The organism is Pseudomonas sp. TNT3, from assembly GCF_010095445.2.
GTDB lineage: Bacteria > Pseudomonadota > Gammaproteobacteria > Pseudomonadales > Pseudomonadaceae > Aquipseudomonas.
In genome coordinates, this window is record NZ_WFGV02000032.1 from 54,588 (window position 1) to 73,289 (window position 18,702).

The following is an 18,702-nucleotide window of genomic DNA, read 5'->3' on the forward strand; positions in this document are numbered from 1 at the left end:
ACCATCATCGCTGGATCAGCCTGCTCCGCACCTCAGCACCGACCTCCTGATCCAGCTCCCCCCAAATCTGCTGCTTACCCGCAATCACCGCCGCCACCGGCACCCCATCCCGATACACCAACCGATTGCTCGCCAACCCAGGCACCTTCGCCCCAGGCAAAAGCGTGCCGGCAAGGTTCAGCGGATCGACCCCGCACACCACCACCAGACTCCCGTCATGGGGCCGCCGCCTGACTTCGCGCAACAACGGAATGGCCTCCGGCAATGCAAACTGCTCACCCGCCAGACCGCTGACAAACCGGCCGCCGCGAATCTCGCCACGAGCTTCCAGGCGATGAAAGGTGCGCAGCAATTCCCGCCAGTTGGGCAACCAGTCCGCCTCGCGCTCCAGCAAGCGCCAGAACACCACGCCATAACGTCGAAGCAGGGTCATGGCGATGTGTTCCAGCGTATCGGCGGGGGTGGGCGCCGGACGTTTGTTATCCACAATCGGCGCGGCGGGACCGCGTCGCAACAACGCCCAGCGACCGGCATCGTCCATCCCGCCGATAAACGCGCCGCGACCACGACGGCTGCTGCGGGCCTGACGTTTGCTGGCCGGAGTGATCAGCGCGCGCAGTCCGGCAAAACTGTCGGCGTTCACCAGCCCGGCGCCCACCAGTTCCTGCAAGGCAATTTCCAGTTCCGAGCGCAGCAGATGCGCCTCGTGAATCAGCTCATCAAAAAACAATGCGCCGTGTCGGGTGAGAGCCTCATGAACCTTTTGGGTTTTGAGTGACAGGTCGCTCACCGGAGTCTGTTCGGTCAAGCTGCTCCACAACCCGACCTGACTGCGTGGCAGCAACAGGATGGGCGTGCTGCGCAGGGCCGTGGTGGCGCTTTTGTTGCGCGCGGTCAGCCGAGTCCAGACAAGTTTGCCGCTGCGACACAGATCATCCAGCCCGCTGGCGGAGTAGCCTTTGATGCGCGCTGGCAAAATGTCGCTGTCCCAGGCGGATGCAGCGGCAGGGTAGCCTTCGAATTGCGCGACGATTGCCGGCAATACCGCGCTGCCCTGGCCTTGCGTCGCCGCTGACAGGTGCTGCCAGTCGAACAGAAAACGCATGAAATCCTGCAAAGCCACCGGCTCGATTTCCCGGCGCAAGCGCTTGACCGTGTAGCGATGAATCCGCGCGAGCAAATGCCGCTCGCACCACTCATCCTCCGAGGCGCCGGGCGTGAACTGGCCGCGCAGCACGTACCCTTCGCGCTCCAGTTGAGCCAGGGCCTGAGTGACTTGAATGGCGGGTAATCCAAGCGGGTCGGCGATCGCCTGCAACGGCAGCGGACCAAACGCACTGAGCCGTGCGCGGATCACTTCCAGCACGGCTTCGTCCGCGTCCCAGACTTCATCGAGTCCTGGTAGCGCCTCAAGGGGTGGCTGCAACTTCGCCTGTGGATAAATCGACCGCAGGCAGGTCAGGCGCTCCAGCGCAAACCACAGTGATTCATTGAGACGGCTGGCGCGACCGCTCTTGGCCAAGGCGTTCAGCCAGTCGGGCCAATGGGTATTGGCCTGCGCCTCGGTTTCGGTGATGCACGCCAGACTCATCAGCGCTTCATGCATTTCATCGAGGCTGGTGGGCGCTGGCCAGGCTTCTTCGCGCACCGCCTCAATCGCCTCGACATCGAGTGCGCCGAGGTCGTCGGTGGACTGCGGATCGGTCCAGCGGCGGTTGAGCACGGCTTGGGTGCGGCGCTCTTCCAGCGGGGCATCGTCGAGGAACGTATAGGGGCGGGCGCTGAGGATTTCTGCCGCCAGCGGCGACGGCGCCGGCAAGTCGCGGCTGATCAAACGCACCTCGCCACGCTCCATGCGTCGCAGCAGGTTCAGCCAGCCTTCGCTGTCCATGGCCTCGTGCAGGCAATCGTCCAGGGTTTGTTCCACCAGCGGGTGCTCGGGCACTTCGCGTTCGCCGGCCAGGTTCTCCACGCAGGCAATCTGATCGGGAAACACGCTGGCGATCAGGTCATCACTTTTCATCCGCTGGATCTGCGGCGCGACTTTACGCCCACCGGTGTAACGCGGCAGCGCCAGGGCAACACTGGCGTTCCAGCGCCAGCGCACGCCGAACAACGGGGCGTCGAGCACCGCCTGAATCAGCAGATGCTCGGCGCTGTTGCTGTGCAGATAACGCCACACATCATCGAGTTCAAAACTGTGGCTGGTGGACAGCGACAACACGATCGCATCTTCGCTCGCAGCGGCCTGCAATTCGAAGTTGAACGTGCGGCAGAAACGCTTGCGCAGCGCCAGGCCCCAGGCACGGTTGATGCGACTGCCGAACGGCGTGTGGATGATCAGTTGTGTGCCGCCGGATTCGTCGAAAAACCGCTCCATCAGCAGGGTGTCCTGGGACGGCAAGGCACCCAGGGTCAGTCGCGCGCGGGCCAGGTAATCCACCAACTGTTCGGCGCTGTCGAGGTTCAAGCCGAGTGTGTCGGTCAGCCAGTCGAGGGCCGGTTGCAAGTCGCCCGGTGTGGCGCTGAGCAAGTCATCGAGTTGCGCTTGCAGTCGGGCCACGGCGAATGACAATTCGGCACTGCGCCCCGGGGCCTCGCCGAGCCAGAACGGAATGGTCGGCGGCATGCCCTTGGCGTCTTCGACGCGTACTTTACCGCTATCGACTCGCAGGATCCGATAGGACGTATTGCCCAACTGGAAGACGTCGCCGGCGATGCTCTCCACCGCGAAGTCTTCATTGACGCTGCCGATGTTCAGCCCCTGAGGCTCCAGCAGCACGCTGTAGTCCGCGTTGTCGGGAATGGTCCCGCCGCTGGTCACGGCTGTCAGCTTGCTGCCACGGCGACCACGCAGGGTGCGGGTCACGGCGTCGCGATGCAGGTAAGCGCTGCGGATGCCCTGACTGCCGTTGTAACCCTCGGCGAGCATTTGCAGCAGTGCCTGATAATGTTTTTCGTCGAGTTCGGCGTAGGGCGAGGCTTGGCGGAACATGTCCAGCAGTGCCTGTTCCGGCCATTCCTGGCAACTGACCTCGGCGATGATCTGTTGGGCCAGGACGTCTAGCGGCGCCTTGGGAATCTGCAAGGTGTCGAGCTCACCGCGACGTACACAGTCGAGCAGGGCGGTGCATTCGATCAAGTCGTCGCGCGTGGTGGCGAACAACCGGCCTTTGGGCGTGCCACCGACCTGGTGACCGGAGCGCCCGACCCTTTGCAGAAAACCGGCGATCGAGCGCGGCGAGGCGATCTGGCACACCAGGTCGACGTCACCGATATCGATCCCCAATTCCAGGGATGCCGTGGCGATCAGCACTTGCAGTTCGCCGCGCTTGAGCCGTTGCTCGGCATCCAGACGAAACTCCTTGGCCAGGCTGCCGTGGTGGGCGGCCACCGCGTCTTTACCCAGGCGTTCGCTCAGGTGTCGGCTCACGCGCTCAGCCAAGCGTCGGGTGTTGACGAAGATCAGTGTGGTGCGGTGTTCGCGGGCCAGGGCGGCGAGGCGGTCGTAGACCAGTTCCCAGACGTCGTTGGCCATGACTGCCGACAGCGGCACGGGCGGCACTTCGATGCCCAGATCCCGTGGACGGGCGTGCCCGATGTCGATGATTTCGCATGCGCGATCCCGGCCAACCAGATAGCGCGACACGGCTTCGATGGGTTTTTGCGTGGCGGACAAGCCGATGCGTGTCAGGGGTTCAGCGCACAGCGCCTGCAACCGCTCGAGGCTGAGCGCTAAATGACTGCCGCGTTTGCTGGCGGCGATGGCATGAATTTCATCGACGATTACCGTGCGTGCGGTACTGAGCATTTTTCTGCCCGAGTCGGAACCGAGCAGCACGTACAAGGATTCCGGCGTCGTCACCAGAATGTGTGGCGCTGTCTTGCGCATTGCCGTGCGTTCTTTTTGCGGCGTATCGCCGGTGCGCACGGCGGTGTTGATGTGCAAGGGGGGCAAGCCCATGGCGCGCAATTGTTCGGTGATGCCGGCCAGCGGGTTTTGCAGGTTGATCTGGATGTCGTTGGACAGTGCTTTCAGCGGCGATATGTAGACCACCAGGGTTTCATCGGGCAGCCCGCCTTCAGTCTCCAGGCCTCGGTGGACCAGATCGTCGATCACCGCTAGAAACGCAGTGAGGGTTTTGCCGGAACCGGTGGGCGCGGCAATCAAGGTCGAGCGGCGCTGGCGAATCAACGGCCAAGCCCGTGCCTGGGCGGCGGTGACCGTCGGGAACGTAGCGCGGAACCAGGCGCTGACGGCAGGGTGAAAGCCTGCCAGAGCAGCGTCCGGGGGAATGGGTAGATTCATGGGTGATTTATGCGGGTGGGGTGGCGAAGATGCAAGTACCGCTCAAGACCTTCGCAGATGCTACTGGCTCCATCGCGGCAAGCCGCTCCCACATTATTCTCTGTTGTTCACCGATATTGCATTCACAGAAGATCCCTGTGGGAGCGGGCTTGCCCGCGATGGGGCCATAAGCAACACCACAAATCCCGGGGATCTACACTTTACGGATGACGGTTGCGCACTAAACCCGCAAAATGCAACGATTCCGGCAACTATCAACGACATCGCCTACGGGTACTGTCGATACAGCCATCGTTCCAATCAGACTGGGCCTGCTGACTCTATGCGAATGCGCCTTATGTTACTGGGCGGCGGAAATGCCCTTGGGCAGGCGCTGATTCGCCTCGGTGCGGAGGAAGACATCGGCTTCCTCGCCCCCCGCCCACCGCAAGACGGCTGGGATGCCGCGAGCTTGACGCAATTGCTCGACGACACCCGCCCGGACGCGCTGATCAACCTCGCCTATTACTTCGACTGGTTTCAGGCGGAGACGGTCAGCGAACAGCGTCTGGCCGGGCAGGAGCGCGCGATCGAGCGTCTGGCCGAACTGTGCCAGCACCACAACATCGTGCTGGTGCAACCATCGAGCTATCGCGTATTCGATGGCTCCCGGGCGACCGCCTACAGCGAAAAAGATGAACCCGTACCCCTGGGCTTGCGCGGTCAGGCCTTGTGGCGCATCGAACAAAGCGTCCGTGCCACGTGCCCGCAGCATGTGCTGCTGCGTTTCGGCTGGCTGCTCGATGACAGCCCCGATGGCGCACTGGGGCGTTTCCTCGCTCGGGCGGAAAAGCCCGAAGCGCTGTTGATGGCCGACGACCGCCGTGGCAACCCGACGCCGGTCGATGATGCGGCCCGTGTGATTATTTCGGTGCTCAAGCAACTCGATTGTGCAGCACCGCTGTGGGGCACCTATCATTACGCCGGGCATGAGGCGACCACGCCGCTGGCATTGGGGCAGGCTATCCTCACCGAAGCCCGTAACCTGCATCCGCTGGCCATCGAAGCACCGACCGCCCAGGCTCACGCTGCGCGCCCGGATGCTGGCGAAGAACCGCAACACGCGGTGCTGGCTTGCAAGAAAATTCTGCACACGTTCGGGATCAAACCACGCGCCTGGCGTGCGGCACTCCCGGGCTTACTGGATAGGTTCTATCGCCATGGCTGACGGCCCAGTTTTGATCACCGGCGGTGCCGGTTTCATCGGTTCGCACTTGACCGACGCATTGCTTGCCAAGGGGCATTCGGTGCGCATTCTCGACGACCTCTCCACCGGCAAACGCAGCAACCTGCCGCTGGACAATCCCAAGGTCGAGTTGATCCTGGGCGACGTCGCCGACGCCGATCTGGTGGCCAGGGCGATGGCTGGATGCAGCGCGGTGGCGCACCTGGCGGCGGTCGCTTCGGTACAGGCGTCGGTCGATGATCCGGTCAAAACCCATCAGAGCAACTTCATCGGTTCGCTCAACGTCTGCGAAGCCATGCGGCAGGCCGGCGTCAAACGCGCGTTGTTTGCCTCCAGTGCAGCGGTCTATGGCAACAACGGTGAGGGCGAGTCGATCGACGAGGACACGCCAAAAGCGCCGCTGACGCCGTACGCTTCGGACAAGTTGGCGAGCGAGCACTATTTCGATTTTTACCGCCGCCAGCATGGACTGGAACCGGTGATTTTCCGCTTCTTCAACATCTTCGGACCGCGTCAGGATCCCTCCTCGCCGTACTCCGGGGTCATCAGTATTTTTAGCGAACGAGCCCAGAAAGGCCTGCCGATCACCGTGTTTGGGGATGGCGAGCAGACGCGGGATTTTGTTTACGTCGAAGATCTGGTCGACTTGCTGGTGCAAGCCATCGAGAAACCGCAGGTTGAAGTAGGCGCCGTCAATGTCGGCTGGAATCAGGCCACCACGCTCAAGCAGATGCTTGAGGCGCTGGAAGCGGTGGTGGGAGAGTTGCCGCCCGTGAGCTACGGCCCGGCGCGCTCCGGTGACATTCGTCATTCGCGGGCGAACAACCGTCGGTTGCTGGAGCGCTTTACCTATCCAGAGCAGACACCCATGAGCGTCGGTCTGGCGCGGTTGTTGGGACGCTGATTGTCCCGGCCAAAAAAAGGCGCCTTTCGAGGCGCCTTTTTTTTTGATCGTTCCCTGTGGCGAGGGAGCAAGCTCCCTCGCCACAAAAGCAGTCCACGTCTGTATTAAAACTTGTAACCCAGACCCACCATGTACACGAACGGGTCCACATCCACATTGACTTTGGCCCGGGTGCCCGGCGCCACAGCGTTGTTTTCCACGGTCGCCGTCGTGTCGATATCGATGTAACGCGCCTGGGCGTTGAGCATGATGTTGTCGGTAATCATGTAGTCGGCACCGATCTGGAACGCCATGCCCCAGGAGTTCTCCGCCTTGAAGTTGCTGAAGCCGTTGGCGCTGGCTTCGCTGCCGACGTGCTCGTCGTAGATCCAGGTGTAGTTGATACCGGCACCGACGTAAGGCTGGAACGCGGACTTATGGTCCAGCGGGTAGTACACAATGCTCAAGGTGGGCGGCAGGTGTTTCAGGGTGCCGAGTTTGCCGTTGGCCGCGCCCAGGGCGGTGCCTTTGAGCTTCACGTCATGCTCGAACGGCGAGGCTGCGAGCAACTCGATGCCCCAGTTATTGTTGAGCATGTAAGCGAAGTTCAAACCCAGCTGCGTGTCGCTGCTCATGGTGGCCTTGCCGCCCAGATCGGCACCTGCCAACGGGCCTTGGTCGACCTTGACGCTGGAGCTGTCAGCTTTCGGGTTAACGGTGATCGCACCGGCACGAACGATGATGTCACCCGCTTCGTGGGCGTAGGCGAGCGGGGCTGCGAGCGCGAGGGCAAACAGCGAAGCGCTGAGCAAGGACTTGTGCATGTGGGCTCCAAAGGACGTTAAAAGTTTTCGATGTCCAATGGTAAGGCGGCTAACAATCCGGTCTTTTGATACAGCTCAATGAAACGCTGATAGTCGAGCTTTTTGTGCAACGTTGAGGGACCCATCGCGGGCAAGCCCGCTCCCACAGTGATCACCTGAATCCTGTGGGAGCGGGCTTGCCCGCGATGGCGATTGACCAGACAACACAAGACCACCGATTCACTCCGGCAGCTCGTACACATAAATCTTGTCCGCCTCCATCTGATACCCCGCATCCGCCAATTCGCTGGTGGAGGCTTTGACCTGCAACGCCCCCTCGATCCAGTACGGTTGGTACAGCTCATCCAGCTTCACGCCCACCTCGCTTTTCACATGCACGATCTGGTTCGACGGCGGTGGCGGGACGTGGATGCACGCGCCGAAATACGGCACCAGCAAAAACTCGGTGGTGCGCCCGTCTTCATTGACTTCCAGTGGCACGATATAGCCGGGCAGCCGGATGCTCTGACCGTCGAGACCTTTCACCACCGGCGCATTGGGCATGTCCTGTTTCGCCGCTGGTGCCGATTCGGCGGACAGCGCGTTGCTCATCTGCGACAGGTCGTGCAACGGCGTCATGTTGGGTACTTCAGGCGCGGCGTCCGGCGGGATCATTTCCGACCAGGTCAGGTCTTTCGGCTCGGCCGCCCACAGGGGCAGGGCGACCAGCATCAACAGCGCAAGCAGAGCGCGGGGCATATTCAGTCTCTTCATGGAGCATTCATAATCGGATCGACAGGCCGTCGGCCAGAGATTGGCGATACGCACGCCAGGCCGGCACGCTGCCCATCAACAACGCGGCGCCCAGAATGCCACCGAGCAGCGTCCATTCATATTCGCTTGGCCACGCCAATGGCAGAAACAACCCGTAATTTGCCTGCACGTAACCCTGGGCCGCCGCGATGCAGACGTACAGCAGCGCCACGCCGGCAATCACCCCGGACAAGGCGAGAGCAAACGCCTCCAGTACCAGCAACGATGCGATATGCCACGGCCGAGCGCCCACCGAACGCAAGATGGCCATCTCTCGACGGCGCTCGTTGAGGCTGGTGAGAATCGCCGTGAGCATCCCGATCAATCCAGTCAACACCACGAACAGCGAGACCACGAACAAGGCTTTTTCCGCCGTGCTCATCAAGCTCCACAATTCCTGCAACGCGACGCCGGGCAGGATGGCGAGCATCGGTTCACCGCGGAATTCGTTGATCTCCCGTTGCACGGCGAAGGTCGAAATCTTGCTGTTGAGACCCAGCATGAACGCTGTGATCGCTTGCGGTGTGAGGTCCATGTTGCGCGCCTGATCGGCACTGATCCGGCCTTTGCCCTGGGCCGGTACGCCGTTGTGCCAATCGACGTGAATCGCTTCCATACCGCCCAGGCTGATGTGCAACGTGCGGTCAACCGGAGTGCCCGTGCGTTTGAGAATGCCGACGACAGTGAAGGGCTTGTCGTCATGTTTTACCAGGCTGATCACCGCCACGCCGTGGGCCAGCACCAGTTTGTCACCGAGCTTGTAGTGCAGCGCATCGGCCACTTCGGCGCCGAGTACCACTTCAAAAGGGTCGGTGGCGAACGCACGGCCATCCGCCAATTCCAGATGCTGTTGGCGACCGTATTGATAATGTTCGAAGTACGCGTCGGTGGTGCCCATCACTCGATAGCCGCGGTGAGAATCGCCCAGCGACATCGGGATGGCCCACTTCACTTTCGGGTTGTTGGCGAAGTGCTCGAAGCTGTCCCAGCGGATGTTGTTGGTTGCATTGCCGATGCGAAACACCGAATACAGCAACAGGTTTACTGAACCCGAGCGTGCGCCGACGATCAGGTCGGTACCGCTGATGGTGCTGGCAAAACTGGCCTTGGCTTCGGTACGAACGCGTTCGACGGCCAGCAACAAGCACACCGACAGGGCGATGGCGAAAGCGGTGAGGATTGCGGTGAAACGGCGGTTAGCCAGGCTGGCCATGGCCAGACGAAACAAATACATCTCAAACCTCTTCGGGCGTGGCGGCGCGATTGAGTTCGGCCAGCGACAGATGACGGTCAAACAGCGGCGCGAGGCTTTGGTCGTGGCTGACGAACAACAGGCTGGAGCCCGCTTCACGGCATTCGGCGAACAGCAGGCGAATGAAATTCTCGCGGGCGTCGTAATCCAGGGCTGACGTCGGTTCGTCAGCGATGACCAGCTCGGGCTGACCGATCAACGCGCGTGCGGCCGCCACGCGTTGTTGCTGCCCGATCGACAGGGAATCGGCACGACGGCTGAGCAGGTTTTGATCCTTCAGGCCCAAGTGGGCGAGGAGGGTAGCCGCCGCCTGATCGACGCTGCCGTGGCGCTGGATCGCCCGTTCGGCGCGCAGTCTGGAGAAGTGGCAGGGCAGTTCGACGTTCTCCCGTACCGAGAGAAACGGCAGCAGGTTGAACTGCTGAAAAATGTAGCCGGTGTGATCAACGCGGAACGTGTCGCGGGCGCCGGCACCGAGCTCGGTCAGTTCCTGGCCAAGCAAGCGGATGCTGCCGCGATCTGGTTTCTGCACGCCGCCGAGCAAGCCCAGCAGGGTGGTTTTGCCACTGCCACTGGGGCCTTTGAGGAAAAGGGTTTCGCCCGGTTCCAGGCGAAAAGCCGGGATGTCCAGCAGCAGCGGATGACCGGGCCAGCTGAAGCCCAGATCGGATAGTTCTATCAGTGGTTTAGTCATAACACCCATTTCATGAACACAGATAACCCTGTAGGAGCTGTCGAGTGCAACGAGGCTGCGATCTTTTGATCTTGATCTTTAAAGTCAAAAGATCGCAGCCTCGTTGCACTCGACAGCTCCTACAGGGATCAGGGTGGAGTCAGAATTTCAGCGCAGCCGCCTTGGCCGTCACTTCAACACCTTGCTGCCCGCTCGGGCCGATCAGTTGTACCTGAATTTTCTGGGTGGCCGGGAATGTGTTGAAGATGTTCGCCAGGTCCAGAGATGTCAGCGCGCCCGGTGCCGAGCACGTGAAGTGGTAATGGGCGTGAATCTCGCTGTGGTCGTGATGATGCTCGCCTTTCGCATCTTTACCGTGGCCATCTTCATCGTGATCATCATCGGCGTGCGGCTTGTCACCAAACAGCGGGCTTTCCAGTTTCTGTGTCGCGACCACGCAGCCGGCAGCTTTTGGCAGGTTGAACAGGGTCAGCGGTTTTTCCAGTTGCGCCCGAGCGGCGGCGACTTTGGCCTTGTCAGCGTCGGTGGTGGCAACGTGTTCGAAGCCCACCAGATTCATTGCCGGGCTTTCGAGCTCCAGATCCAGGGTCTGACCATCCAGCGCCGCGTTCAAGCGACCGACGCCGTGCTCATGGGCGGCGAGGCTGCCGTGTTCATGGTCGTGATCATGTTCTTGCGCCGCATGGGCGACAGCCAGCGGTAACAGGGCAAACGGCAGAGCGAGCAGCAGACGACGCATGTGAGGATCCCCGGATAGAAAGATGAAGATATTGTTATGTAATCTTATAACGTAAGTGCGGAGAGTTTGCCCGGCTGCTTGGCGTTGCACAAGCCCCATGGGAGCATGCAGGGAAGAAATGTGCAGGAGCGAGCTTATGTTGCGTATACGCGGAAGCATCGGCGATTGGCCGGTGGATTTGACGCTGGAAATGGATGACGGCGATTGGGCGCGGCTTGGCGCGCAGTTGCAGGTCACCCAGCCCGAGGCCAGTGCGGCTGCGGCCACGGCGAAACCGGTCAATCAGGACGATGCGCTTTGGCAGATCACCAAGGACCTGCTGCGCAAGGCCGGGCAATTGAGCGGGCCGGACTTGCTTGAGCAACTGGAAGGGCTGACCGGGAGCGCCGCCTCCGGCAAACGCCTATTGGTGCGTTTGCGCCACTGTGCAGAGGTGAAGGTGACAAGCGGCGGGGATACGCCGCTTTACAGCTGGATCGAATAAACCCCGAAAAATACACATCTCATGTAGGAGCTGCGGCACGCTGCGATCTTTTGATCTTCGGTTATTTTCAGCACCGTAAAAAACAAGATCAGAAGATCGCAGCGTGCCGCAGCTCCTACGAGATCGGGGTTGCCATCAATACAACGCGGCAAACAACTTGCGGCGGTACGTGGTCACCAGCGGATGGTCATTGCCGAGCAGTTCGAACACTTGCAGCAACGTCTTGTGCGGCAGACCTTCGTTGTAACTGCGATTGCGGATGAACAGCTTGAGCAGTGCATCCAGCGCCGCGTCGTACTGCTGGCGGGCCAACTGCTGAATCGCCAGTTGATAGACGGCTTCGTCGTCCTGAGGATTTTTCGCCAGTCGGGCTTTCAGGACCGCCGCATCGGGAAGGTCCTTGGCCTGGCCGAGGAACTGGATCTGCGCCTTGGCACCGGCGAGGGCGGCCTTGTGTTCATCACTCTTCACTGCGTCGAGCACGGTTTGGGCTTCACCCAGTTCGCCACGCTCGGTCAGGCAACGGGCATACAGGATCAGCGCCTTGGCGTTGGTGTTGTCTTCGCCCAACAGCACTGCCAGCACCGCTTCTGCATCGGCAAAGCGACTGTCGTCGAACAGCGCCTGGGCTTGTTCGAACGGGTCGGCCGCAGCCGGTGGCGGCATCTGCACGTGAGGCTCCAGCATCGCGCGCACGGCGGATTCCGGCTGCGCACCGGCAAAGCCATCGACCGGTTGGCCATCCTTGAACAGCACCACGGTCGGCAGGCTTTGAATGCCGAAACGGGCGACGATGTCCTGTTCCAGATCGCAGTTGACCTTGGCCAGCAGCAACTCGCCCTGATAGCTCTCGGCAATGGTCTGCAGCATCGGCATCAGCACTTTGCAGGGCGCGCACCATTCGGCCCAGAAATCCACCAGCACGGGCTTGTGGAAAGAGTTCTCGATCACCGACTGTTGGAAATCGGCAGTCGTGGCGTCGAAGATGTACGGCGTTTCCTGACTCATGGGGGATCTCGTAAAAGCGTGGATGGGGCAACTATAAGGCTTGGCGGGGGGTGGCCGGAAGCGGGGGGTGACCGGGAGCGTTGTGTCGCCTGATCTGACGCTTCGCCGGCAGGCTGGCTCCCACCATGAATGCGGCCAACTGTGGGAGCCAGCCTGCTGGCGATGGCGTCAGACAGGGCGTCGCGCGTGGTACAGGCTCACATGCCGGAACTCCTCCGGCTCGGCCAGATCCGGCAGTGTCATGGCTTCCAGCATTTCGATGCGCTGATACAGCGGATGCCTGAAATCACGCACCCGCGAATCCGCGACCAATGCGTCCCGCCCGCGCGTCAGGAACTCGTCGAGCAGCGGCAGGTTCGCCCGGTCGTACAACACGTCGGCGACAAGGATCAGGTCGAAGCGATCGGCCTCGGCGAAAAAGTCCGTCGAGTAGCTGAGCGCTACATCATTGAGTTCGGCATTCGCCCGACAGGCGGCAATCGCCAGTGGGTCGAGATCGCAAGCCACCACTTCGAGTGCCCCGGCCTTGAGTGCCGCAATCCCTGCCACGCCGGAACCCGCACCGAAGTCCAGCACACGCTTACCCTCGACCCACCGCGGGTTTTGCGCAAGGTAGCGGGCCACGGCCAGGCCACTGGCCCAGCAGAAACTCCAGTACGGCGGCTCGTGCAGAATCCGTCGGGTTTCTTCCGGGTTGAAGGCTCGGTCCATCTTGTCACCGTCGATCAACCAAAGCTGCAGTTCAGTCCCGGGCAATGCGACCGGAACAAGCTGCGCATCACCGAGCAGTTCACCCAACGCGTGTTGCAGGTCGAGCGGTGCAATCATGGCGCTTTGACGAATTGCAGCTGGCCCACGGTCTGAGTCGTTGGCTGCGTAATGACCTGCGACGGCAGATGCAGGATCAGCTGTCCGGACTGGCTGGCGCGGCCTCGCAGTTCCACCCGTTGACCTGCCGGAAAGGAATCCGGATTGAAGCGCAGGTGAAACGGCAGGATCTGGTTGGTGCCGATCAGGCTGGAACTGGCGAGCAATTGCTGCGGGCGATCCTTGCTGTCGATCACCAGCAGCGCCAGTTCGACTTCAGCGCCGGCCGGCACGCCTTGCAGGGTACCGCTCAATTCACGCTGGTATGCCGGCAGCGGGCCGAGGTTGGCCGACTCCTGGGCTTTTTTCTGCGCAGCCTGCGGCGCCGGGCCTGGTGTCGGAGGCTGGGGCTTGGGCGCATCGCTGCTGCAGGCCACCAGCAGGCTGAAAAGACTGAGCAAAACGAGCGGTCTGAGTGACATTTGCGGCTCCAGCAAGGTGAAATCCATGGATCGATCTATATAGCCAGTCTGTATACCGCAAACCCTATGGCTTGTCTTGCCACCGGGATGCGCTACCATGGCCCTCCCTTTTTTTGTTGCCTGCCACCATGCACTGTCCCTTCTGCGGTGCCAACGACACCAAGGTCATCGACTCGCGTCTGGTCGCCGAGGGCGAACAGGTGCGCCGCCGGCGTGAATGCCTGGCCTGCGGCGAACGTTTCACGACGTTCGAGACGGCTGAACTGGTGTTGCCGCGCCTGATCAAAACCGACGGTAGTCGTCAGCCGTTCGACGAAGAAAAACTACGCGCCGGCATGCAGCGCGCCCTCGAGAAACGCCCGGTCAGTGTCGAGCGCCTCGAATCGTCGCTGGTGCACATCAAACACAAACTGCGAGCCACCGGTGAGCGCGAGGTCAAATCCCTCGTGGTCGGTGAACTGGTGATGGCCGAGCTGCAAAAGCTCGACGAAGTCGCCTACATCCGCTTCGCTTCGGTGTATCGCCGCTTCCAGGACCTCAACGAGTTCCGCGAAGAGATCGATCGCCTGGCCCGTGAACCGGTAAAAGAATGACCACCTCTCCCGAACAGACCATCCTCGACGCTCACTACATGGCCCGTGCCCTGGAACTGGCGCGCAAAGGTCACTACACGACGCACCCCAACCCGCGGGTGGGTTGTGTAATCGTGAGTGACGGGCAGATCGTCGGCGAAGGCTGGCATGTGCGCACCGGTGAGCCTCACGCCGAAGTCCACGCCCTGCGTGCTGCTGGCGACAAGGCTCGTAACGCCACCGCCTACGTGACCCTCGAACCGTGCAGCCACCATGGGCGTACGCCGCCCTGCGCCGATGCGCTGGTCAACGCCGGTGTGGCACGTGTGGTCGCCGCGATGCAGGACCCGAATCCGTCAGTCGCCGGTCGTGGCATGCAGCGTTTGGCCCAGGCCGGAATATCCATCGAAAGCGGTGTGCTGGAAGGTGAGGCCCGAAAGCTTAATCAGGGTTTCCTGAAACGCATGGAACACGGCTTGCCGTTCGTGCGGGTCAAACTGGCCATGAGCCTCGACGGTCGCACGGCGATGGAAAGCGGCGAAAGCCAATGGATCACCGGTCCGGCGGCACGCTCTGCGGTTCAGCGTCTGCGCGCGGAGGCCAGTGTGGTTCTGACCGGCGCTGACACCGTGCTGGCAGACAATGCGCGTTTGACCGTGCGCGCCGATGAATTGGGTCTGGATGCCGAGCAAACCGCGCAGGTGATGAGCCGTCTGCCCTTACGTGTGTTGATCGATGGCCGCCTGCGCGTGCCGCTCGATGCGCCGTTCTTCAAGGCGGGCCCGGCCCTTGTGGCCACCTGCATGGCCATCGAAGAGCAATATGCCAACGGGCCGGAATGTCTGATCGTGGCCGGCAGCGATGGCCAGGTCGACCTGCGCAAACTGCTGGTTGAACTGGCGGCGCGCGGTGTCAACGATGTGCTGGTGGAAGCCGGCCCGCGACTGGCGGGTGCTTTTGCCCAGCAAGGTCTGGTCGATGAGTTCCAGATTTTCATCGCCGGCAAGTTCCTGGGCTCTTCGGCACGCCCGCTGCTGGACTGGCCGCTCGCGCAAATGAAAGACGCGCCCGAGCTCAAAATCACCGAAATTCGCGCGGTTGGCGATGACTGGCGGGTCACTGCCATTCCTGTGCCAGCAGCGAGCGTATAATTCCCGGCCATCGCCACAGCGCTGGCCTGTTCTCGAGGAGGACTCCATGTTTACCGGCATCATCGAATCCATCGGCAGTATTCGTGCATTGACCCCAAAAGGCGGAGATGTGCGGGTACACGTAGAAACCGGCAAGCTCGATCTGAGCGACGTCAAACTGGGCGACAGCATTGCGGTCAACGGCGTCTGCCTGACTGCGGTTGAACTGCCAGGTAACGGTTTTGCGGCGGACGTCAGTCGCGAAACCCTCGACTGCACCGCCATGAATGACCTGAAAAGCGGCAGCCCGGTCAACCTGGAGAAAGCCCTGACCCCGACCACTCGCCTGGGCGGGCATCTGGTCAGCGGTCACGTCGATGGCGTGGGTGAAGTAGTGACCCGCACCGAGAATGCCCGGGCTGTGGAGTTTCGCATCCGCGCACCGAAAGAACTGGCCAAGTACATCGCTCATAAAGGCTCGATCACCGTCGACGGCACCAGCCTGACCGTGAACGCGGTCGATGGCGCCGAATTCCTGCTGACGATCATTCCGCACACCCTGAGCGAGACCATCATGGCGTCGTATCAGCCGGGTCGCCGGGTAAACCTGGAAGTGGACTTGCTGGCCCGTTACCTGGAGCGCTTGCTGCTGGGCGACAAGGCCGCAGAGCCAGCCGCCGGCAGCAACATTACTGAAAGCTTCCTGGCCCAAAACGGCTACCTCAAATCCTGACTCAAGGGGGTGCCTTGTGGCGCTCAATAGCATCGAAGAACTGGTTGAAGACATCCGCCAAGGCAAGATGGTCATCCTCATGGATGACGAAGATCGCGAGAATGAAGGCGACCTGATCATGGCCGCCGAGTGCTGCCAGCCCGAACACATCAACTTCATGGCCAAGCACGCCCGTGGCCTGATCTGCATGCCGATGAGCCGTGAGCGTTGCGAACTGCTGAAGCTGCCTTTGATGGCGCCGCGCAACGGTTCCGGTTTTGGCACCAAGTTCACTGTGTCCATCGAAGCCGCTACGGGCGTGACCACCGGTATCTCCGCCGCCGACCGTGCGCGCACCGTGCAAGCGGCTGCCGCTAAGGATGCGAAGGCTGAAGACATTGTCAGCCCCGGTCACATCTTCCCGCTGATGGCCCAGGCCGGCGGCACCCTGGCTCGTGCCGGTCACACCGAAGCAGCGTGCGACCTGGCGCGCATGGCCGGTTTCGAGCCAAGCGGCGTGATCTGCGAAGTGATGAACGACGACGGCACCATGTCCCGTCGCGCCGAACTGGAAGCGTTTGCCGCTGAACACAACATCAAGATCGGCACCATTGCCGACCTGATCCACTATCGGATGATCCACGAACGTACCGTTCAGCGGATTGCCGAGCAGCCGCTGGACAGCGAACTGGGCCAATTCAACCTGGTGACCTATCGTGATTCCGTGGAAGGCGACGTGCACATGGCACTGACCCTGGGCACCGTGTGCGCCGATGAACCGACACTGGTTCGCGTGCACAACATGGACCCGCTGCGCGACCTGCTGATGGTCAAACAGCCCGGCCGCTGGAGCCTGCGTGCCGCGATGGCTGCGGTCGCCGAGGCCGGCAGTGGCGTGGTGCTGTTGCTCGGGCATCCGCTCGATGGCGACGTGTTGCTCGCGCACATTCGCGAAACCGCCGATCAGACGGTCGTGAAAAAACCGACCACCTACAGCATTGTCGGTGCCGGTTCGCAGATCCTTCGGGACCTGGGCGTGCGAAAAATGCGCCTGATGAGTGCACCAATGAAATTTAATGCGATATCCGGTTTCGATCTGGAAGTTGTAGAATACGTGCCCTCCGAATAATGACCCGGAGATTCGTATTGCTGGTGTGTACCCGTTGTGGCGAGGGGATTTATCCCCGTTGGGCTGCGTAGCAGTCCCAAAACAGGGGCCGCTGCGCAGCCCAACGGGGATGAATCCCCTCGCCTCAGGGGTGCATTCGAACAGCAATGCGGATTTTTCCGGCTGCGTATTCGTGGCTAATATCACTGAGGGATGCGTAAAAAACGCGTCCCGGCTCTTTAAGAGATCTAACGAATGACCCTGAAGACCATCGAAGGTACCTTCATCGCCCCTAAAGGCCGCTACGCTTTGGTAGTAGGCCGTTTCAACAGCTTCGTCGTTGAAAGTCTGGTCAGCGGTGCAGTTGATGCCCTGGTTCGCCATGGCGTGAGCGAAAGCGACATCACCATCATCCGCGCACCTGGCGCCTTCGAAATTCCGCTGGTTGCGCAGAAAGTTGCTCAGAAAGGCGAATATGCAGCAATTATCGCCCTGGGCGCAGTCATTCGTGGCGGTACTCCGCACTTCGAATACGTGGCTGGCGAATGCACCAAGGGCCTGGCCCAGGTGTCCATGGAGTTTGGCGTACCGGTTGCCTTCGGCGTGCTGACCGTTGACTCCATCGAACAAGCCATCGAACGTTCCGGCACCAAGGCCGGTAACAAAGGTGCTGAAGCTGCCTTGTCCGCTCTGGAAATGGTCAGCCTGCTGGCGCAGTTGGAGGCCAAGTGATTAGCGACGAAAGCGATCGTTTCAACCCGCGCGATCCAAAGCCTGCGGATGCTGGTAAACCATCGAAAAGCGTCAAGCGTCGCGAAGCCCGTCAGCTCGCGACTCAAGCGCTGTACCAATGGCACATGGCCCGGCAATCGCTGAACGAGATCGAAGCACAGTTCAGGGTCGATAACGATTTCAGTGATGTCGACGGTGCCTACTTCCGTGAAATCCTCCACGGGGTTCCGGCACAGAGAGACCGCATCGACGCCGCACTGGCGCCGTGCCTGGACATCACGATCGAAGAGCTGGACCCGGTTGAGCTGGCCGTCCTGCGCCTGTCCACCTGGGAGCTGCTCGAGCGCGTCGATGTGCCGTACCGCGTTGTGATCAACGAAGGTATCGAGCTGGCGAAAGTCTTCGGTTCCACTGACGGCCACAAGTTCGTCAATGGTGTACTGGACAAGCTGGCTCCGCGTCTGCGTGAAGCTGAAGTGAAGGCGTACAAGCGCTAATCGGCGCTTGTACTGTCGGCACGCAGCCATGGGCGAGTTTGAGCTGATCCGCAATTTCTTCGCCGCCGCGCCCTGTGCGCAAGGCGGCGAGGGCGTTGCTCTCGGCATCGGCGACGATTGCGCCTTGCTGGCTGTTCCCCCTGGGGAGCAGTTGGCCATTTCTACCGACACCCTCGTGGCCGGTGTGCATTTCGCAGATCCTTGCGACCCTTTTCTACTCGGCCAGCGTTCGCTTGCCGTCGCAGTCAGCGATCTGGCTGCCATGGGCGCCACGCCCGTTGCCTTTACCCTCGCCCTGACTGTGCCCACGGTAACCGCCGATTGGCTGGATGCGTATGCCCGTGGTTTGAACCTCATGGCCCAACGCTGCGGCGTGGCGCTGGTGGGCGGCGATACGACCCGTGGGCCGCTGAGCCTGACCGTGACCGTATTGGGTCGCGTGCCAGCTGGCC

General features: G+C 61.4%; 19 protein-coding genes. 10 read left to right on the forward strand and 9 right to left on the reverse strand.

Annotation, left to right across the window (positions count from 1 at the left end; genetic code table 11):
• Window positions 1–4 precede the first annotated feature (4 nt).
• Entirely contained in the window at window positions 5–4,309 is a 4,305-nt protein-coding gene (locus GBC55_RS18825; RefSeq protein WP_162438858.1) for a DEAD/DEAH box helicase, read from the reverse strand.
• Window positions 4,310–4,631: 322 nt separating this feature from the next.
• Between GBC55_RS18825 and GBC55_RS18830 the strand changes: the two genes are divergently transcribed.
• Both GBC55_RS18830 and GBC55_RS18835 read left to right on the forward strand, forming a co-directional pair.
• Window positions 4,632–5,516 carry a sugar nucleotide-binding protein gene (locus tag GBC55_RS18830; RefSeq protein ID WP_162438859.1) on the forward strand — a complete coding sequence of 295 codons (885 nt, stop codon included), beginning with the start codon at window positions 4,632–4,634 and terminating at the stop codon, window positions 5,514–5,516.
• Window positions 5,509–6,438, forward strand: a complete 930-nt coding sequence (locus GBC55_RS18835; RefSeq protein ID WP_162438860.1) for an NAD-dependent epimerase/dehydratase family protein — start codon at window positions 5,509–5,511, stop codon at window positions 6,436–6,438. The genes GBC55_RS18830 and GBC55_RS18835 overlap by 8 nt, the downstream gene beginning before the upstream one ends.
• Before the next feature lie 104 nt (window positions 6,439–6,542).
• On the opposite strand, the gene GBC55_RS18840 is transcribed toward GBC55_RS18835, so the two are convergent.
• The 5 genes from GBC55_RS18840 to GBC55_RS18860 all read right to left on the reverse strand — a co-directional run bounded on the left by GBC55_RS18840 (window position 6,543) and on the right by GBC55_RS18860 (window position 10,718).
• Window positions 6,543–7,241 carry an OmpW family outer membrane protein gene (locus GBC55_RS18840; RefSeq protein ID WP_162438861.1) on the reverse strand — a complete coding sequence of 233 codons (699 nt, stop codon included), beginning with the start codon at window positions 7,239–7,241 and terminating at the stop codon, window positions 6,543–6,545.
• Between the two features lie 219 nt (window positions 7,242–7,460).
• Window positions 7,461–7,979 carry a DUF3299 domain-containing protein gene (locus GBC55_RS18845; protein ID WP_162438862.1) on the reverse strand — a complete coding sequence of 173 codons (519 nt, stop codon included), beginning with the start codon at window positions 7,977–7,979 and terminating at the stop codon, window positions 7,461–7,463.
• Between the two features lie 22 nt (window positions 7,980–8,001).
• Window positions 8,002–9,267: an ABC transporter permease gene (locus tag GBC55_RS18850; RefSeq protein ID WP_162438863.1), complete on the reverse strand. Its 1,266-nt coding sequence runs from the start codon at window positions 9,265–9,267 to the stop codon at window positions 8,002–8,004.
• A gap of 1 nt (window position 9,268) precedes the next feature.
• Entirely contained in the window at window positions 9,269–9,979 is a 711-nt protein-coding gene (locus GBC55_RS18855; RefSeq protein WP_162438864.1) for an ABC transporter ATP-binding protein, read from the reverse strand.
• Window positions 9,980–10,118: 139 nt separating this feature from the next.
• Entirely contained in the window at window positions 10,119–10,718 is a 600-nt protein-coding gene (locus GBC55_RS18860; protein WP_162438865.1) for a DUF2796 domain-containing protein, read from the reverse strand.
• A 136-nt stretch (window positions 10,719–10,854) separates the two neighbouring features.
• Here GBC55_RS18860 and GBC55_RS18865 point away from each other — a divergent pair, with 136 nt between their 5' ends.
• Window positions 10,855–11,202: a hypothetical protein gene (locus GBC55_RS18865; RefSeq protein WP_162438866.1), complete on the forward strand. Its 348-nt coding sequence runs from the start codon at window positions 10,855–10,857 to the stop codon at window positions 11,200–11,202.
• 135 nt (window positions 11,203–11,337) lie between these two features.
• On the opposite strand, the gene trxA is transcribed toward GBC55_RS18865, so the two are convergent.
• From trxA to GBC55_RS18880, 3 genes are all read right to left on the reverse strand, one after another.
• Window positions 11,338–12,210 carry a thioredoxin gene (gene trxA / locus GBC55_RS18870; RefSeq protein WP_162438867.1) on the reverse strand — a complete coding sequence of 291 codons (873 nt, stop codon included), beginning with the start codon at window positions 12,208–12,210 and terminating at the stop codon, window positions 11,338–11,340.
• 168 nt (window positions 12,211–12,378) lie between these two features.
• Window positions 12,379–13,038 carry a 50S ribosomal protein L11 methyltransferase gene (locus GBC55_RS18875; RefSeq protein ID WP_162438868.1) on the reverse strand — a complete coding sequence of 220 codons (660 nt, stop codon included), beginning with the start codon at window positions 13,036–13,038 and terminating at the stop codon, window positions 12,379–12,381.
• Window positions 13,035–13,499, reverse strand: a complete 465-nt coding sequence (locus GBC55_RS18880) for a YbaY family lipoprotein (RefSeq protein WP_162438869.1) — start codon at window positions 13,497–13,499, stop codon at window positions 13,035–13,037. The genes GBC55_RS18875 and GBC55_RS18880 overlap by 4 nt, the downstream gene beginning before the upstream one ends.
• A gap of 128 nt (window positions 13,500–13,627) precedes the next feature.
• Between GBC55_RS18880 and nrdR the strand changes: the two genes are divergently transcribed.
• The 7 genes from nrdR to GBC55_RS18915 all read left to right on the forward strand — a co-directional run.
• Window positions 13,628–14,092: a transcriptional regulator NrdR gene (gene nrdR / locus GBC55_RS18885; RefSeq protein ID WP_003228656.1), complete on the forward strand. Its 465-nt coding sequence runs from the start codon at window positions 13,628–13,630 to the stop codon at window positions 14,090–14,092.
• Window positions 14,089–15,222, forward strand: a complete 1,134-nt coding sequence (ribD, locus tag GBC55_RS18890; protein WP_162438870.1) for a bifunctional diaminohydroxyphosphoribosylaminopyrimidine deaminase/5-amino-6-(5-phosphoribosylamino)uracil reductase RibD — start codon at window positions 14,089–14,091, stop codon at window positions 15,220–15,222. The genes nrdR and ribD overlap by 4 nt, the downstream gene beginning before the upstream one ends.
• Before the next feature lie 46 nt (window positions 15,223–15,268).
• Window positions 15,269–15,934 carry a riboflavin synthase gene (locus GBC55_RS18895; protein ID WP_162438871.1) on the forward strand — a complete coding sequence of 222 codons (666 nt, stop codon included), beginning with the start codon at window positions 15,269–15,271 and terminating at the stop codon, window positions 15,932–15,934.
• 16 nt (window positions 15,935–15,950) lie between these two features.
• A complete protein-coding gene (gene ribBA, locus GBC55_RS18900; RefSeq protein ID WP_162438872.1) occupies window positions 15,951–17,042 on the forward strand; it encodes a bifunctional 3,4-dihydroxy-2-butanone-4-phosphate synthase/GTP cyclohydrolase II in 1,092 nt (363 codons plus the stop codon).
• A 234-nt stretch (window positions 17,043–17,276) separates the two neighbouring features.
• On the forward strand, window positions 17,277–17,753 hold the full coding sequence (gene ribE / locus GBC55_RS18905; RefSeq protein WP_003185938.1) for a 6,7-dimethyl-8-ribityllumazine synthase: 477 nt from the start codon (window positions 17,277–17,279) through the stop codon (window positions 17,751–17,753).
• The gene (gene nusB, locus GBC55_RS18910) at window positions 17,750–18,250 is read left to right on the forward strand and encodes a transcription antitermination factor NusB (protein ID WP_162438873.1); all 501 of its coding nucleotides are present in this window, start codon (window positions 17,750–17,752) and stop codon (window positions 18,248–18,250) included. The genes ribE and nusB overlap by 4 nt, the downstream gene beginning before the upstream one ends.
• A gap of 28 nt (window positions 18,251–18,278) precedes the next feature.
• The coding region (locus tag GBC55_RS18915; protein WP_247266951.1) for an AIR synthase related protein at window positions 18,279–18,702 on the forward strand (424 nt) is incomplete at its 3' end.

Bases quoted from the DNA above. Each gene is read 5' to 3' on its own strand.
- GBC55_RS18835 (WP_162438860.1), top strand. From the start codon at position 5,509: ATGGCTGACGGCCCAGTTTTGATCACCGGCGGTGCCGGTTTCATCGGT.
- GBC55_RS18840 (WP_162438861.1), bottom strand. From the start codon at position 7,241: ATGCACAAGTCCTTGCTCAGCGCTTCGCTGTTTGCCCTCGCGCTCGCA.
- GBC55_RS18880 (WP_162438869.1), bottom strand. From the start codon at position 13,499: ATGTCACTCAGACCGCTCGTTTTGCTCAGTCTTTTCAGCCTGCTGGTG.
- GBC55_RS18850 (WP_162438863.1), bottom strand. From the start codon at position 9,267: ATGTATTTGTTTCGTCTGGCCATGGCCAGCCTGGCTAACCGCCGTTTC.
- trxA (WP_162438867.1), bottom strand. From the start codon at position 12,210: ATGAGTCAGGAAACGCCGTACATCTTCGACGCCACGACTGCCGATTTC.
- GBC55_RS18865 (WP_162438866.1), top strand. From the start codon at position 10,855: ATGTTGCGTATACGCGGAAGCATCGGCGATTGGCCGGTGGATTTGACG.
- ribE (WP_003185938.1), top strand. From the start codon at position 17,277: ATGACCCTGAAGACCATCGAAGGTACCTTCATCGCCCCTAAAGGCCGC.
- GBC55_RS18825 (WP_162438858.1), bottom strand. From the start codon at position 4,309: ATGAATCTACCCATTCCCCCGGACGCTGCTCTGGCAGGCTTTCACCCT.
- nrdR (WP_003228656.1), top strand. From the start codon at position 13,628: ATGCACTGTCCCTTCTGCGGTGCCAACGACACCAAGGTCATCGACTCG.
- GBC55_RS18845 (WP_162438862.1), bottom strand. From the start codon at position 7,979: ATGCCCCGCGCTCTGCTTGCGCTGTTGATGCTGGTCGCCCTGCCCCTG.
- GBC55_RS18830 (WP_162438859.1), top strand. From the start codon at position 4,632: ATGCGAATGCGCCTTATGTTACTGGGCGGCGGAAATGCCCTTGGGCAG.
- GBC55_RS18855 (WP_162438864.1), bottom strand. From the start codon at position 9,979: ATGACTAAACCACTGATAGAACTATCCGATCTGGGCTTCAGCTGGCCC.
- GBC55_RS18860 (WP_162438865.1), bottom strand. From the start codon at position 10,718: ATGCGTCGTCTGCTGCTCGCTCTGCCGTTTGCCCTGTTACCGCTGGCT.
- ribD (WP_162438870.1), top strand. From the start codon at position 14,089: ATGACCACCTCTCCCGAACAGACCATCCTCGACGCTCACTACATGGCC.
- GBC55_RS18895 (WP_162438871.1), top strand. From the start codon at position 15,269: ATGTTTACCGGCATCATCGAATCCATCGGCAGTATTCGTGCATTGACC.
- GBC55_RS18875 (WP_162438868.1), bottom strand. From the start codon at position 13,038: ATGATTGCACCGCTCGACCTGCAACACGCGTTGGGTGAACTGCTCGGT.